Origin of the sequence: Neptuniibacter marinus, assembly GCF_001597725.1 — a bacterium.
GTDB lineage: Bacteria > Pseudomonadota > Gammaproteobacteria > Pseudomonadales > Balneatricaceae > Neptuniibacter > Neptuniibacter marinus.
In genome coordinates this window covers 263,290-277,693 of record NZ_LUTR01000002.1, presented here as the reverse complement: position 1 = coordinate 277,693, position 14,404 = coordinate 263,290, and the positions used below count along the sequence as shown (strand labels likewise).

Sequence of the window (14,404 nt, the reverse complement as noted above, 5' to 3'; positions counted from 1 at the left end):
TAGGTGTCCCTGTGCGAATTCTACTTTCACTACTTTTCATTCTAGGTCATTTTGCTTTGACGTTACCGGCTAGTGCAGGTTCCCTTGTTGTTTTAGGGGATAGTTTATCCTCTGCACACAACATGAAACCAGAACAAGGTTGGGTGCATCTTTTAGAGCAACGTATACAGCGTGAAGGCTATGCATTAGATGTTATTAATGCCAGTGTTAGTGGAGATACTACGCAAAATGGAATAGCGCGTCTCAAATTGCTATTGCAAAAGATTGATGCAGATATTGTTATTATTGAATTGGGCGGTAATGACGGCTTAAGGGGCACACCACCTTTTGCTATTCGTAACAATCTACTGCGGCTGATCGATATGGTTGAAGATGCTGAAGCGGATGTTGTCCTGTTGGGTATTCAACTACCCGCTAATTATGGTGCTGCATATACGGAAGCGTTTAGAGAGATCTATCCTGATATTGCAGACGAGACAGGCGCTGTGTTCGTTCCCTTTTTTATGGAGCAGGTTGCGCTTGTGCCAGAACGTATGCAGGCTGATGGCATTCACCCTAATGCTAAAGGGCAGCCTTACTTGTTAGAGACTGTTTGGCCTCACCTTGAAGCTTTATTGGAAAATATAGATTAGGGCTTTCAGTGTTTAGTTATTCATAGAGCGATGAGCTACGGCAAAAAAAAGGCACCTAACTTAGGTGCCTTTTTATAGTAAAACGAAAACTTATGCGAAGTTTGCGTTTACGAAATCCCAATTAACCAGCGCCCAGAAACCTTTTAGGTAATCAGGACGAACGTTACGGTAATCGATGTAGTAAGCATGTTCCCAAAGGTCAACAGTCAGCAAAGGTGTCTGACCTGTTGTAAGTGGGCAGCCAGCATTGCTAGTGTTAACGATTTCTAGAGAACCATCAGCGTTTTTAACTAACCAAGTCCAGCTAGAGCCGAAGTTGTTAACTGCTTTGTCGTTAAGTGCTTCTTGGAACGCAGCGAAAGAACCCCATTTAGCGTTAATTGCATCTGCAATAGCGCCTGTTGGTTCGCCACCTGCATTTGGTGCTAGGCAGTTCCAGTAGAATGTGTGGTTCCAGATCTGTGCTGCGTTGTTGAATACGCCGCCAGCAGGCGCAGAAGTGATGATCTCTTCTAGCGTTTTGCCTTCAAATTCAGTACCTGGAACAAGGCCGTTTAGCTTAACAACGTATGTGTTGTGGTGCTTGCCGTGGTGGAAGTCCAGAGTTTCTGCAGAAATGTGTGGTTCCAGAGCATCCTTAGCATAAGGTAGCGGCGGAAGTTCAAAGCTCATAAGTGTCACCTTATTTTGTCAGTCTATTTTTAGACAGATTATCAGGCAGCTGCTCACCATTTTAGTACTCTCACTATGGTATGGCAGCCAGTAAAAACTAATTCGGGTGAATGATAGCACTCAATACTCTATATTTCATGGTACAAAAAGTGTGTTTACTCGTTCATTTGTTATCAAATATCTATGTTTAAGGTTGTCCTGCGACTAAAGTTTGCTGAAACTGTTGCTTATTAGCCCTAGAATGACGGCTGTTTTATTTTATATAACGATAAAAAAGTGATTATTTAACAATGTATAAAGTTCTTATTTGGATTGCGTTTGTTGCATTGGGTATTTTGGCTGTTAAAACACAGTTTTTAACCTCTGACACTTTTGAGCCTTTTAAAGAGGGCTGCATGCAAGGGGAGGGAGCAACAGAGGAGCGTTGTGATTGTTTGGCAAAATATGTTCATAAGCATTTTAGTGATAACGAAGTGAAATTGATCATGTCGAATCAGCTTAGCGATCCAGACTTCAAACTGAAGGTTGAAGAAGTGGTTAGCAGTGGCTCAAAGGCTTGTTCTGTAGAATGATTTCTAATTAAAAACTTTCTTTATTTAGCGAGGTTAAGTAACTGCCCTGCTACGAGTAAACTCCCATTGACAGGGATATGCGGATAAGTGCATATCCCTGCCCATCTCCAAGCACGATTTAGTTTATCTCTAAGATTTAGATCGACATTGTTTTATCACGTAGAGTTATCTCTTCGAGTGGGAACTGTGGGTCGCCACACACGTAGAAGAAAGGATTCTCTAATGATTCCTGCTCATTGTAGGCAAGAGGCTGCAAGTTAGTTGCATTAACTAAACGCCCGCCAGCGGCTTCAACAATTGCTTGGGCAGCGGCGGTATCCCATTCGGACGTTGGATATAACCGGGGGTAAAAGTCTGCGACACCTTCAGCAATAAGGCACATCTTTAAAGAGCTTCCCATCGCATGATTGTGTACATGCCTAAAGTGCTTGTATAGCTGTTTAAGCAGACCGTCATTATTATCCTCACCATGCCTGCGGCTGGCTGCGATCACTAATTCTTGCCCAAGTGGTCTGCTACGAATGTGAATAGAATGTTGACCATTTATTTGCTTTTTAGCTTGAAGCTGTGTGCTGCCCCAGTAACAGGTTTTTGATACAGGAACATAGATGATGCCAAGCACAGGTTTATTGTTTTCGATGAGTGCAATATTGACAGTGAACTCATCGTTACCTTGGATAAATTCTTTAGTGCCGTCCAATGGATCTATACACCAGAACCTATTCCATTGCTGACGTTGTTTAAAGGAAACGGCCTTACCTTCCTCGCTCAACTGTGGGATATTGGGTGTAAGAGCAAGTAGTCCTTGCTGAATGATTTCATGCGCAGCAAGGTCTGCGGAGGTAACGGGGGATTGATCCTGCTTAGTATCAATTGCAAAGTCTTTATGTTCATAGACTTGCATGATCGCTGCGCCCGCTTGCTGACATAGAGGGATAAGCGATTTGATGAGTTGTTGATGATTCATCATTATGGCCCTTTCTTCTAATTATAAAATCAGCATAGACCTATCTCTGTATTTATATTAGTCGCCTTTTGTCGATTGTTTAGTCAAAAAATCTCTAACCATATATAAAGCAGCTATTGCGCGAGCTTCGGTAAAGTCGGGATCTTCAATTAATTGCTCTAGTTTATCTAGTGGCCAGCAGACAACTTCCATCTCCTCAGGTTCATCACCTTCTAATCTACATGGGTAGAGGTCCTGTGCTACGACAGCGGTGACTGTATGGCCCATATAGTTAGGCGCGGATGACATTACTTTTAACGTATGTAAGCGGTTACTACCAAATCCAGCTTCTTCCTTTAATTCTCGGTCAGCGGCTGTGTGCTCGTCTTCACCGGGGTCAATTAAGCCTTTAGGTAGGGTTAAGGTGTAATCCTCTATGCCAACCGCATACTCTCGAATTAGTAATACTTCGTTATTTTTTGTGATGGGGATGATCATAACCGCACCATGGCCACGATTGGCTAGACGCTCATAAATGCGTTCTGCTCCATTGGAAAAACGGAGCTCAATCTCTTCTATTTTAAATAATCGGCTGTTAGCCGTGTTCGTAATCTTTAAAATCTCAGGTTTAATCGGCATACTGAAGTCTCCTTCTACAAATGGCCTGAGTAATGTTTGATTGGCAAAATATCGATACAGTGTTGTTAGATATGGACGGCACGCTTCTTGACCTACACTTTGACACGTTTTTCTGGCTTGAGCATCTTCCTTTACGCTATGCGCAGATTCATTCCATGGAAATAGAGGAAGCTCGTCAGTGGCTCCATGAGCGTATCATAGAGGAGCAGGGCTCGCTCAATTGGTATTGCTTAGATTTTTGGACGCGAGAGCTTAATGTACCTGTTGCCGAATTAAAAAAAGAAGTGGCAGAAAAAATTGCCTTTAGACCTCATGTGCAGGACTTTCTTTTGTCTTTAAAACAGCAGGGTATCCGCACTGTTATTGTGACTAATGCGCATCAGGATAGTTTATCTCTTAAGGCTGAAACGACTAATTTAGACCAATTGGTTGATCATGTTATCTGCTCACATGATTTTGGACTTGCTAAGGAAACATTTGGTTTTTGGGATAGACTACAAGAGGTAGAGTCGTTTAATAAAGACCGAACTTTGCTGGTGGATGATAGTTTTGCGGTACTTGAAAGTGCTCGTGAATATGGAATCCGCTATCTACTCTCCATCTTTCAGCCGGATAGTCAGCAGCCAAAAAGAGAGATCGATGGTTTTTCTGCCATCGACCATTTCAATGAAATCACACCGAAATAGAACGGAACAGAATGACACAGCCTGAAGATAAGGTTCGTTTAGATAAATGGCTATGGGCTGCTAGGTTTTATAAAACCAGGGCAGTTGCTAAGCAGATGATTGATGGTGGTAAAGTCCACTATAACGGACAGCGAACTAAATGTAGTCGTCATGTTGAGGTGGGTGCCACCTTGACGATTCGCCAAGGGTTCGATGAAAAAGAGATCGTTGTTGTGGAGCTGTCTGATCGTCGGGGAGGCGCACCTGATGCGCAAAAGCTTTATAAAGAAACCGAAGCGAGTATTAAAAAGCGTGAAGAACATGCGGCCCAACGTAAAGCTATGGGAAGTGGTTTGAATCCACGTAATCGTCCTAATAAGAAAGAGCGTCGCCAGATCATATCTTTTAAAGACGAAGGGCGCGGTATTTTTGATAAGTAATACTAGGAATTTCTACGTTAGTCGTGACGTTTCCCTATGTAACGACTAACGTGCTCAACATGCGTTTTAATTGGATTGTTTTAGAATAGGTAGTTGATTCACCAGTGGGATTTTTCCAAATAAACGAATCAAAGGGCTTAGTAGTTTATGTGCACCTGAGGTTAAGTAGTGCATAAGCGGCGTGCAAAAGGCCCAGCTCAATGTAATGGCCGCTGCGAATGCCCCCCCGACTAAATTATCGCTGGCCCAGTGAGCACCGCCTACTATGCGGGGTAGCATAAATAATAGGGCTAAAAGAAACGCGCCTATTGAGAGTGTACTTCTCGCATTCAATATAATATACCCAGCCCAGGTTAAGACGACCGTTGCGTGATCGCCTGGGAAACTATGGCCGGCGGAATCTTTGGCGGGAATGTCTGGCACGATCTGACTGAGCCTGAAAGCGGGCTCTAATATTAATGATGGGCTGGCTCCGCTCAAATCAATAGCGCGCGCATAGGCGTAAACTGATTCGCGAATAAGAAACATCAATACAAGTAAGAGAACAAAACCAATAAAGCCTTGTTGTAGCCGATCGCGCTTTAGCCCCATACCTGGGAAAGTAACACTGACTAAAATAATGAGGAGCGGAATAAGATCGAAAATACGGACATTGGCCCAAGCCCAGAAGCGTGTCCAACTGTTATCTTCCGATAACGTACCGTTCAATAGAAAGAATATGTTTTGATCAATACTCCGCCAGACAGCAAAACCAGTATCCGTTAGGAAAAAACCTAGCCAAAACGCGGCTAGCAGGTGGCTGATGATTAGGGCTTTGAAATTCCATTGAGTATTAAAAACGCTAATAGTTGTCATTGTTATATTTGTGTCTGTCGTTGGCTCGAATAGTAGGAAGGGTATGATAAAATAAGTTCCTTGTCTTGAATATCAATTTAGATATTCAAGTTTATTCCGAACAAGCGAATAGATTTTATTAATATGAGCAATCCTGATCAGATCCAACGCATTATGTTTGATGAGCTGGATATAAGAGGTGTCGTTTCAGGTTTAAAGAAAACCTGTAGTGACTGTTTTGAAAACCACGATTACCCTTCAGTAATTAAGCAGGTGCTAGGTGAGATGTTAGCTGCCGTTAGCTTGCTTAGTTCCAACCTGAAGTTTGAAGGCCGTTTAATCCTTCAAGCCCAAGGGCAAGGGAATGTGCGTCTTTTGATGGCTGAAACGAACCAGCATCGTGATGTTAGAGCGATTGCTCGCTTGGAAGGGGAGGTGCCGGATAATGCGACCTTGACTGAATTGTTACCTAAAGGTCAGGTAGTGTTGACGATTGAGCCAGAAAATGGACAGCGTTATCAGGGTGTAGTGCCTTTAGGTGGTGAAAATTTAGCAAAATGCCTTGAGAGCTATTTCGTCAGTTCTGAGCAGTTACCGACTTATGTGCAGTTGGCTTCCGATGGAGAGACAGCGGCAGGTTTAATGTTGCAAGTCTTACCGGCGGAAGGTTCAGGTCAAGATGATTGGGAACGCATTAGTCTGCTCGCATCTACACTCAAAAGCGATGAGCTGCTTGAATTGGATAATGAAACGCTATTATATCGTTTATTTCATGAAGAGACGTGCAGGCTTTATGAACCAGACAGCGTGCAGTTTACGTGTACTTGTTCTCGGGAGCGGAGCTTAGCTTCTTTGAAATTGGTGGGGAAGGATGATCTCTTTGAACTGCTCAAAGAGGAAGGGATGATTGATGTGAGCTGCCAATTTTGCAACCGTCATTATCGATTTGATCAGACTGATGTTGAGGCGTTATTTTCCACATCAGGTGTAGCTGACCACACACAAAATATACATTAATTGATCTTCTTTAGCTTAAAATTGCATTAAGTCAACTCTTAATAGCTTTCTGTAATGGCGCTTCGTGCGATTTTTGTGCATAATACGCGTCCTTATAAATACGATATATACCTTACGCCTTATTTAGGAAACGTTATTGGCGCCTATGCCAAGGGAACCCAGTAATGACCAAAGATTCATTGAACATTGCATATCAAAATTTAAGCCCAGCTGAGCTAGTAGAAAAAGCCATTTTAAATGGTGAAGGGATATTAGCTGATTCAGGCGCCTTAGTAGTAACAACAGGTAAACGTACAGGCCGTTCTCCGATGGATCGTTACATCGTTGATGAGCCAAGTACTTCAGATTCAATCGATTGGGGCAATATTAATCGTCCTTTCGATTCTGATAAGTTTGATGCCCTATGGACTCGTGTAGAAGAGTTTGTAGCGGATAAAGAACACTTTGTATCTAACGTACATGTCGGTTCTGATCCAAGTCACTATCTTGCTGTTAAAATGACAACTCAGACTGCGTGGCAGAATCTGTTTGGTCAAAACCTGTTCATTCGTCCTGCGGAATACAATCCAAAATCGAAAGAAGAGTGGCAAGTGCTAAACGTGGCTGGATTTGAATGCGAGCCAGAGCGCGATGGTACAAACAGTGACGGTTGTGTCATTCTTAACTTCGCTAAGCGTAAAGTGTTACTTGTAGGCATGCGTTATGCCGGCGAGATGAAGAAAGCGATGTTTTCTGTTCAGAACTTCCTACTACCAGAAAAAGATGTGCTTCCTATGCACTGTTCTGCAAACGTAGGTGAAGATAATAGTACTACCTTATTCTTTGGTCTTTCGGGTACAGGTAAAACAACCCTTTCTGCCGACCCAGATCGCTACCTTATCGGTGATGACGAGCATGGTTGGGGTAAAGGTGTTGTATTTAACCTTGAAGGTGGTTGCTACGCGAAGACGATCAATCTAAGCCAGAAAAATGAGCCAATCATTTGGGATGCGATTCGTTTTGGCGCTATCGTTGAAAACGTAACATTGAATGAGAAGCGTACAGCTGATTATGATGATACGTCACTGACTGAAAATGGTCGCTGCGCATATCCATTAGAGCATGTTGAGAAACGTACTGAGCTGAATATGGGTGATGAGCCTGATTCTATCGTATTCCTTACATGTGATTTAACCGGTGTATTACCACCTGTTTCAGTATTGACTAAAGAAGCAGCTGCGTACCACTTCCTTTCTGGTTATACAGCACTTGTAGGTTCTACTGAGATGGGTTCTGGTGGTGGTATTAAATCTACCTTCTCAACTTGCTTCGGTGCGCCTTTCTTCCCGCGTCCAGCGCATGTTTACGCTGAGTTGTTAATGAAGCGCATCGAAGAATTCGGCTCTAAAGTGTATCTTGTTAATACCGGTTGGACTGGTGGTTCTTACGGTACTGGCGAACGTTTCAGTATTCCAACTACGCGCGGTATTATTAGCGCTATACAGAATGGTGCTCTTACGGATGCTGAGACTGTTAATTTGGATGGTTTGAACCTTAACGTTCCTGTCTCTGTTCCAGGTGTAGATTCTGGGTTATTGAATCCGCGTGAAACTTGGTCTGATCAATCATCTTATGATGCTGCTGCAAAAGACCTGATAGGCCAGTTTGTTGAGAACTTTAAAAAGTTCGATGGTGTATCTGAAGATATTATTGCCGCGGGTCCTAAGCTTTAATTAGTTTTCGTCGGTAAAAGAAAAGCCCCTGTAGAAATGCAGGGGCTTTTTTGTATCTGCGTTGCTTATTTGGAGCTGGTTTATTGTACGCGGAGCTTTATATCTGCACTGTTCAGATATTCAGTCTCTTGCTCTAAATCAGCAAGTGTTAGGGGATGGTGTTCTAGCCAGCCTTCAGGGAATTCTATAATCAGTTTTTTGTTATCGATAGAAAAAGAGATAGCAGGAAGCCTGTCTTTTGAGCGACTCCGATGGAGTACGACCGCAATACGTAGTAGTACGCAAAGGCGGGTGTAGGGCTCCTGTAAGCGTTTTGGTAAGGCTTTAAAGTCATCTTTTGGGAATTTTCGACGGTGGCCTCGGACTAAGGTCGCTAGTTGGAGTTGTTCCTGTGTAGTAAAGCCAGGTAGATCGGCATGGGTAAGTAAATAGGCACTGTGCTTGTGGAACTGGCTATGCGCAATAGTCAGGCCTATTTCATGGGTCTTTGCGGCCCAGCTAAGCATGTCGTAGTGTTTACGTGATAGCTGCCACTCTTCTTTTACTTGAGCCCAGGCGATTAATGCGGTCTGTTCGATCCTTTCTGCTTGTTCTTGATCTACGTGGTAGCGCTGCATAATGGCATTGATGGTTCGGTCTCGAACGTCTTCATGACGCAAGCGCCCAGCCATATCATAAAGTACCCCTTCGCGGAGTGCGCCTTCTGAAAAGTGCATCTCTTCAATATCAAGCGCTTCAAATGCGGCACAAAGGATCGCAACTCCGGCTGGAAAGACTTTTCTTCGCTCAGGCTTTAGATCTTCAATATCGATATCGTTGCTGTTGTCAAAACTTAAGATTGTATCTTTAAGTGTATGTAGCGCATCTTTGGTAATGCGGTCATCACTCCATCCGTTGCTGATGCAAGCGTTACGAACCGCTTTTATTGTACCGGATGAACCTACTGTGCTATTCCAACCATGGTCTTTATAGGAAAACTTGATTGATTGTAGCTCTTGAAGTGCGGCGGTTTGGGCGCGTTTGAAGTTTTTTGCACTAATGATGTCGTCGGGGAAGTAGCGTTGAGTGAAGCTAACGCAGCCCATATGTAGGCTTTCCATCATGTTGGGTTCAAAGCGTTCCCCAATGATAAATTCGGTGCTGCCACCACCTATATCAATGACTAAGCGAGCGCCTTTGTCATCGGCTAATGTATGGGATACGCCTAAATATATGAGGCGAGCTTCCTCTCGTCCTGCAATGATCTCAAGTGGAGTGCCAAGGATATTTTCGGCTTCTTCTATAAACTCTCGGCTATTTTTGGCTTCGCGTAACGCGTTTGTACCGACAACCCGTACAGCATCTCTTGGTAAATCTTTGATGCGTTGAGCAAAACGACTTAAGCATTCAAGACCTCGCTGTTTGGCTCCATCGGTTAAGTAGCGCTTATTGTTAATGCCGGCTGCGAGTTGAACTTTATCGGACATGACGTCTACCGTTCGTAGTTCGCCTTGGTCGAGTTGGGCTACAACAATATGAAAACTGTTGGAGCCAAGGTCTATAGCGGCGAGAAATTGCTCTTCAATGTTATCGCTAGCAGTATTCTGCTCGGTCATTACAAAAAGCCTCATAGATGATAGTAGAGAGGAATTGGAGAGTAGAGTACCAAAAGAAGGCTTTGGCTGCAGTTGCTTTTCGTTAACATAATGTGACGGCGTAATAGATGCTTGTTTTGAAACAGTTTATTCACATCAAACGCGTTTTTAAGTGAGAAAATGGTCGCTAATTGGCTACAACCCCGTTACACAATGGCCTGTTGGGTGTTATTATCGGCTGTCTGATTAAAGTGTTGGGCGCAGCGGAGAATAGTTCCCATGAGTGAAAACATTGTAAATGTTACAGATGCTTCCTTCGACGAAGATGTTCTCAAGGCTGAATGTGCAGTCTTAGTGGATTATTGGGCTGAGTGGTGTGGTCCTTGTAAAATGATTGCGCCAGTTCTTGAAGAGATTGCAAAAGAGTATGGTGATCAGCTTAAAATTTGTAAGCTGAATATTGATGAAAACAGCGAAACACCGCCAAAATTTGGTATTCGTGGTATTCCAACTCTAATGTTGTTTAAAGGTGGTAATGTCGAAGCAACTAAAGTTGGTGCTTTGTCAAAGTCACAATTAGCAGCTTTCATCGAAGCTAATTTGTAAGCTAGTAAGCTTAGTAAAGTGTGATGTTTTATAAAACATTACACTTTCTTAGCGTTTACTATAGACAGGCGGTTTTCTTCCTTCTATAGTGTCTAAAGTTTGGCCAGCCCGCTAGAATTTCATCTTTCTTTAATCTTTTTTTAGTGTTGTGTCTTAAGGCCATTTTCGTATTTCTTCCTAAATTCCATCCAAATAAAAAAATCAGCTTAGTGCTTGTTTCCTTCAAACTATGAATCTTACCGAATTAAAAACTAAAAGCGTTCCCGAGCTACTTGATATTGCCAAAGGCATGGGAATGGATAACTTGGCACGGTCCCGTAAACAGGATGTTATTTTTGCTATCCTGAAACGCCATGCTAAAGGTGGCGAAGATATTTATGGCAACGGTGTCCTTGAAATTTTGCAGGATGGCTTCGGCTTCCTACGTTCAGCTGACTCCTCATACCTAGCTGGTCCTGATGATATTTATGTATCACCAAGCCAGATCCGTCGTTTTAACCTGCGTACAGGTGATACGATCGAAGGTAAGATTCGTCCTCCTAAGGATGGTGAGCGTTATTTTGCTCTGTTGAAAGTTAATGAGATTAACTACGACAAACCAGACAACGCCAAGAACAAAATACTGTTCGAAAACCTGACGCCACTATTTGCTCAGGATCGTCTGAGAATGGAGATCGGGAATGGTAGTACAGAAGATCTGACTGCCCGTGTTATCGATCTTGTTTGCCCTATGGGTAAAGGCCAGCGTGCATTGGTGGTATCTCCACCAAAAGCGGGTAAGACCTTAATGTTGCAGAATATTGCTAACAGCATTACGCGTAACAACCCGGAAACCCATTTGATTGTTTTGCTAATTGATGAACGTCCAGAGGAAGTAACTGAGATGCAGCGCACCGTTCGTGGTGAAGTTGTTGCGTCAACGTTTGATGAGCCTCCATCACGTCACGTTCAAGTCGCTGAGATGGTTATCGAGAAAGCGAAACGCCTGACGGAGCATAAAAAAGATGTTGTGATCTTGCTGGATTCGATCACACGTTTAGCGCGTGCTTACAACACAGTTATTCCTTCATCGGGTAAAGTGTTAACAGGTGGTGTTGATGCTCATGCACTTGAACGTCCTAAGCGTTTTTTCGGTGCTGCGCGTAACATCGAAGAGGGTGGAAGTTTGACGATTATCGCTACGGCGTTGGTTGATACAGGCTCCAAAATGGACGAAGTTATTTTCGAAGAGTTTAAGGGTACAGGTAACTCTGAGGTTCACCTCGATCGTAAGATTGCTGAGAAGCGAGTGTTCCCTGCCATTAATATCCGTCGTTCAGGTACCCGTCGTGAAGACTTGCTGACGTCTGAAGAAGAGCTGCAGCGTATGTGGATCCTACGTAAGCTTCTTGACCCAATGGAAGATACTGCAGCAACAGAGTTTGTTATTGATAAGTTGAAAGACTTTAAAACAAATGATGAATTCTTCCTGTCGATGAAACGGAAATAAACCAGTTTACGTATAAAAGGGTGAGCTTATGCTTGCCCTTTTTTGTTTTTACTAGGTTCTATATATGGCGACTCCAAAATACAAAGATCTACGTGATTTCATTCATATGTTGGAAGAACGTGGCGAACTTAAGCGGATTAAACAGGAGATTGATCCTAATCTTGAAATGACAGAGATTAGTGATAGGACTCTAAAGGCTGGTGGCCCAGCGCTCCTGTTTGAAAACCCCAAAGGCTATGACTATCCCGTACTTACCAACCTTTTTGGCACACCTGAGCGTGTTGCTATGGGAATGGGTGAAGATAGTGTTGTAGCTTTGCGAGAGGTTGGAAAACTTTTAGCGCAATTGAAAGAGCCCGAACCTCCAAAAGGAATGAAGGACGCGTGGGATAAGCTACCTATATTTAAACAGGTTTTGAATATGGGCCCTAAAGTTGTGAAAACAGCGGCTTGTCAGAAACATATTATCGAAGGTGATGATGTAGATCTGAATAAATTACCTATTCAAACCTGTTGGCCTGGCGATGCAGCACCTTTAGTTACATGGCCGCTGGTTATTACTCGCGGGCCCAATAAGGAACGACAGAACTTAGGTATCTATCGGCAGCAACTAATTGCCAAAAACAAACTGATTATGCGTTGGTTAGCTCATAGGGGCGGCGCTTTAGATTTTCGTGAGTGGAAGTTGGAGCATCCCGGTGAGCCTTTTCCTATAGCTGTGGCTTTAGGTGCTGATCCAGCCACTATTCTTGGTGCAGTAACGCCTGTGCCTGATACCTTATCCGAATACGGCTTTGCCGGTTTATTGCGGGGTGGTAAAACTGAAGTGGTTAAGTGCTTAGGCAGTGACCTGCAGGTACCCGCAAGTGCAGAGTTTATTTTAGAGGGTTATATTCATCCAGATGAGATGGCTGATGAGGGCCCGTTTGGTGACCATACGGGGTATTATAATGAGGTAGATAGCTTCCCTGTTTTTACTGTTGAGCGCATTACTCATCGTAGTAATCCTATCTATCACAGTACCTATACAGGGCGGCCGCCAGATGAACCCGCCATCTTGGGGGTGGCGTTGAATGAAGTTTTTGTGCCTATTTTGCAAAAACAGTTTCCTGAGATTGTCGATTTCTATCTGCCACCAGAAGGCTGTTCGTATCGTATGGCGGTTGTGACTATCAAGAAGCAATACCCAGGGCACGCCAAGCGTATTATGTTAGGGGTTTGGTCTTTCTTACGCCAATTTATGTATACAAAATTTGTCATTGTTTGTGATGATGATGTGAATGCACGAGATTGGAATGATGTGATCTGGGCAATTACTACACGTATGGATCCCCAGCGCGATACAGTGATGATTGATAATACACCTATAGATTATCTTGATTTTGCATCGCCTGTATCGGGTTTAGGTTCGAAAATGGGTATGGATGCCACCAATAAATGGGAAGGTGAAACCACCCGTGAGTGGGGCTTGCCGATTGAAATGGATTCTGAAGTACAGAAAAAAGTCGATGACTTGTGGGATGATCTAGGCATTCTGGATTGATTGATGGCTCATAAGATAGAGATCGAAAATATTGGCCGTATACTTATGGGTCAATCCGGCGAAACTTTATTGGAGAGCCTCTGGCGGCATGGCTATCAACTTCGAGTGGGTTGTAGAAATGGCGTTTGTGAAATATGTGAAGTTAGGCTGATAAATGGCGAGATTATTCAGCATTACCCTGAAAAGCATCTGAAATTAAATAAAAAAATAAATCAGATGACAGAGGTAGTGCTTGCTTGTACATGTCGGCCTTTAAGCGACGTTAGGGTGAAAATAGAGGGGCTGAAATGCCCTGGAGAGCTACTAGTGAAAAAACTGCAATGTGATATTACAGCGATTGAAAAACTGAATTCAGACGTCTATCGGGTCCGCCTTCAGTTACCTGTTACAGCATCTATGTCTGCTGAGTTTTATGCAGGTCAATATTTAGATTTAATCTTACCTAATGGGAAACAAGCATCGTTCTCAATAGGGTCTGCACCTGATCAGGGTCGTAACTTAGAGCTTCATATTCGTCACGTACCTAGTGGTGAGATGTCTAATAATATTATTCAGTATCTACAAAGTGCTAGTACGGTTGAAGTTGAAATCCCTAAGGGTGATTGTTATTTACAGGCGCATAAGATCAGTTCTGATACACGATTAATTTTTGCGGCAGCAAGTACTGGTTTTGCGCAAGTGAAAAGTGTGGTTGAACACCTTTTAGCTAATCAGTTTAGTAACCCTATCTATATTTATTGGGGTGCTAGAGTGGAAGATGATATCTATTTAGGTAACCTTCCTTTGCAGTGGGCGGCAGAGCATACCAATGTGCATTTTGAGCGGGTTGTGAGTGAATCTGAAAATAGTCCAAATTGGACCGGACGGATTGGCCTGCTACCTGAAGCAATTTTGGATGACTTTGAAAATTTTGATAATGTAGAGATCTTTGCTAGTGGTTCGCCGGCTATGGTCTATGCCTTACTTGAAGCTTGTGAAGAGAAAGGTTTTAAGGAAGAGCATATGCACTCGGATGTTTTTGCGTACGCGCCAAGAAGTAAGTAAGAGTTCAAGGGGCTTATTA

The 14,404-nt window shown here is 43.2% G+C and carries 15 protein-coding genes; 10 read left to right on the top strand and 5 right to left on the bottom strand.

The features are described 5' to 3' along the window. Positions 1 to 11 precede the first annotated feature (11 nt). The gene (locus A3774_RS03265; RefSeq protein ID WP_231867924.1) at positions 12 to 632 is read left to right on the top strand and encodes an arylesterase; all 621 of its coding nucleotides are present in this window, start codon (positions 12 to 14) and stop codon (positions 630 to 632) included. A gap of 90 nt (positions 633 to 722) precedes the next feature. On the opposite strand, the gene A3774_RS03260 is transcribed toward A3774_RS03265, so the two are convergent. Then, positions 723 to 1,304, bottom strand: a complete 582-nt coding sequence (locus tag A3774_RS03260; RefSeq protein WP_067863030.1) for a superoxide dismutase — start codon at positions 1,302 to 1,304, stop codon at positions 723 to 725. Between the two features lie 290 nt (positions 1,305 to 1,594). On the opposite strand from A3774_RS03260, the gene A3774_RS03255 reads away from it, so the two are divergent. Further along, positions 1,595 to 1,876: a hypothetical protein gene (locus A3774_RS03255; protein ID WP_067863026.1), complete on the top strand. Its 282-nt coding sequence runs from the start codon at positions 1,595 to 1,597 to the stop codon at positions 1,874 to 1,876. A 136-nt stretch (positions 1,877 to 2,012) separates the two neighbouring features. On the opposite strand, the gene cysQ is transcribed toward A3774_RS03255, so the two are convergent. Together cysQ and nudE are read right to left on the bottom strand one after the other, a co-directional pair. Next, positions 2,013 to 2,846, bottom strand: a complete 834-nt coding sequence (cysQ, locus tag A3774_RS03250; RefSeq protein WP_231867923.1) for a 3'(2'),5'-bisphosphate nucleotidase CysQ — start codon at positions 2,844 to 2,846, stop codon at positions 2,013 to 2,015. A 54-nt stretch (positions 2,847 to 2,900) separates the two neighbouring features. Continuing rightward, complete coding sequence (gene nudE, locus A3774_RS03245) at positions 2,901 to 3,461, bottom strand: ADP compounds hydrolase NudE (protein ID WP_067863020.1); 561 nt, start codon at positions 3,459 to 3,461, stop codon at positions 2,901 to 2,903. Positions 3,462 to 3,493: 32 nt separating this feature from the next. Here nudE and yrfG point away from each other — a divergent pair, with 32 nt between their 5' ends. Together yrfG and hslR are read left to right on the top strand one after the other, a co-directional pair. After that, a complete protein-coding gene (yrfG, locus tag A3774_RS03240; protein ID WP_067863017.1) occupies positions 3,494 to 4,147 on the top strand; it encodes a GMP/IMP nucleotidase in 654 nt (217 codons plus the stop codon). 11 nt (positions 4,148 to 4,158) lie between these two features. Next, a complete protein-coding gene (gene hslR / locus A3774_RS03235; protein WP_067863015.1) occupies positions 4,159 to 4,566 on the top strand; it encodes a ribosome-associated heat shock protein Hsp15 in 408 nt (135 codons plus the stop codon). 66 nt (positions 4,567 to 4,632) lie between these two features. Here the strand turns inward: hslR and A3774_RS03230 are convergent, their stop codons facing one another. Further along, positions 4,633 to 5,421, bottom strand: a complete 789-nt coding sequence (locus tag A3774_RS03230; protein ID WP_067863012.1) for a phosphatase PAP2 family protein — start codon at positions 5,419 to 5,421, stop codon at positions 4,633 to 4,635. Positions 5,422 to 5,544: 123 nt separating this feature from the next. Here A3774_RS03230 and hslO point away from each other — a divergent pair, with 123 nt between their 5' ends. Both hslO and A3774_RS03220 read left to right on the top strand, forming a co-directional pair. Beyond that, positions 5,545 to 6,417 carry an Hsp33 family molecular chaperone HslO gene (hslO, locus tag A3774_RS03225; protein ID WP_067863009.1) on the top strand — a complete coding sequence of 291 codons (873 nt, stop codon included), beginning with the start codon at positions 5,545 to 5,547 and terminating at the stop codon, positions 6,415 to 6,417. A 164-nt stretch (positions 6,418 to 6,581) separates the two neighbouring features. Continuing rightward, entirely contained in the window at positions 6,582 to 8,129 is a 1,548-nt protein-coding gene (locus A3774_RS03220) for a phosphoenolpyruvate carboxykinase (RefSeq protein ID WP_067863006.1), read from the top strand. 80 nt (positions 8,130 to 8,209) lie between these two features. Here A3774_RS03220 and ppx read toward each other — a convergent pair whose 3' ends face one another. Continuing rightward, entirely contained in the window at positions 8,210 to 9,724 is a 1,515-nt protein-coding gene (ppx, locus tag A3774_RS03215; protein WP_067863003.1) for an exopolyphosphatase, read from the bottom strand. 258 nt (positions 9,725 to 9,982) lie between these two features. Here ppx and trxA point away from each other — a divergent pair, with 258 nt between their 5' ends. The 4 genes from trxA to A3774_RS03195 all read left to right on the top strand — a co-directional run bounded on the left by trxA (position 9,983) and on the right by A3774_RS03195 (position 14,385). Further along, positions 9,983 to 10,309, top strand: a complete 327-nt coding sequence (gene trxA, locus A3774_RS03210) for a thioredoxin TrxA (RefSeq protein WP_067863000.1) — start codon at positions 9,983 to 9,985, stop codon at positions 10,307 to 10,309. 229 nt (positions 10,310 to 10,538) lie between these two features. Then, a complete protein-coding gene (gene rho / locus A3774_RS03205) occupies positions 10,539 to 11,798 on the top strand; it encodes a transcription termination factor Rho (protein WP_067862996.1) in 1,260 nt (419 codons plus the stop codon). Positions 11,799 to 11,862: 64 nt separating this feature from the next. Further along, the gene (gene ubiD, locus A3774_RS03200; RefSeq protein WP_067862994.1) at positions 11,863 to 13,341 is read left to right on the top strand and encodes a 4-hydroxy-3-polyprenylbenzoate decarboxylase; all 1,479 of its coding nucleotides are present in this window, start codon (positions 11,863 to 11,865) and stop codon (positions 13,339 to 13,341) included. 3 nt (positions 13,342 to 13,344) lie between these two features. Next, a complete protein-coding gene (locus A3774_RS03195; protein ID WP_067862991.1) occupies positions 13,345 to 14,385 on the top strand; it encodes an FAD-binding oxidoreductase in 1,041 nt (346 codons plus the stop codon). Positions 14,386 to 14,404: the final 19 nt, after the last annotated feature.

What these genes read in the sequence shown, in the direction of transcription:
- A3774_RS03260 (WP_067863030.1), bottom strand. Translation starts at nt 1,304, where the DNA reads ATGAGCTTTGAACTTCCGCCGCTACCTTATGCTAAGGATGCTCTGGAA.
- A3774_RS03255 (WP_067863026.1), top strand. Translation starts at nt 1,595, where the DNA reads ATGTATAAAGTTCTTATTTGGATTGCGTTTGTTGCATTGGGTATTTTG.
- cysQ (WP_231867923.1), bottom strand. Translation starts at nt 2,846, where the DNA reads ATGATGAATCATCAACAACTCATCAAATCGCTTATCCCTCTATGTCAG.
- nudE (WP_067863020.1), bottom strand. Translation starts at nt 3,461, where the DNA reads ATGCCGATTAAACCTGAGATTTTAAAGATTACGAACACGGCTAACAGC.
- yrfG (WP_067863017.1), top strand. Translation starts at nt 3,494, where the DNA reads ATGTTTGATTGGCAAAATATCGATACAGTGTTGTTAGATATGGACGGC.
- hslR (WP_067863015.1), top strand. Translation starts at nt 4,159, where the DNA reads ATGACACAGCCTGAAGATAAGGTTCGTTTAGATAAATGGCTATGGGCT.
- A3774_RS03230 (WP_067863012.1), bottom strand. Translation starts at nt 5,421, where the DNA reads ATGACAACTATTAGCGTTTTTAATACTCAATGGAATTTCAAAGCCCTA.
- hslO (WP_067863009.1), top strand. Translation starts at nt 5,545, where the DNA reads ATGAGCAATCCTGATCAGATCCAACGCATTATGTTTGATGAGCTGGAT.
- A3774_RS03220 (WP_067863006.1), top strand. Translation starts at nt 6,582, where the DNA reads ATGACCAAAGATTCATTGAACATTGCATATCAAAATTTAAGCCCAGCT.
- ppx (WP_067863003.1), bottom strand. Translation starts at nt 9,724, where the DNA reads ATGACCGAGCAGAATACTGCTAGCGATAACATTGAAGAGCAATTTCTC.
- trxA (WP_067863000.1), top strand. Translation starts at nt 9,983, where the DNA reads ATGAGTGAAAACATTGTAAATGTTACAGATGCTTCCTTCGACGAAGAT.
- rho (WP_067862996.1), top strand. Translation starts at nt 10,539, where the DNA reads ATGAATCTTACCGAATTAAAAACTAAAAGCGTTCCCGAGCTACTTGAT.
- ubiD (WP_067862994.1), top strand. Translation starts at nt 11,863, where the DNA reads ATGGCGACTCCAAAATACAAAGATCTACGTGATTTCATTCATATGTTG.
- A3774_RS03195 (WP_067862991.1), top strand. Translation starts at nt 13,345, where the DNA reads ATGGCTCATAAGATAGAGATCGAAAATATTGGCCGTATACTTATGGGT.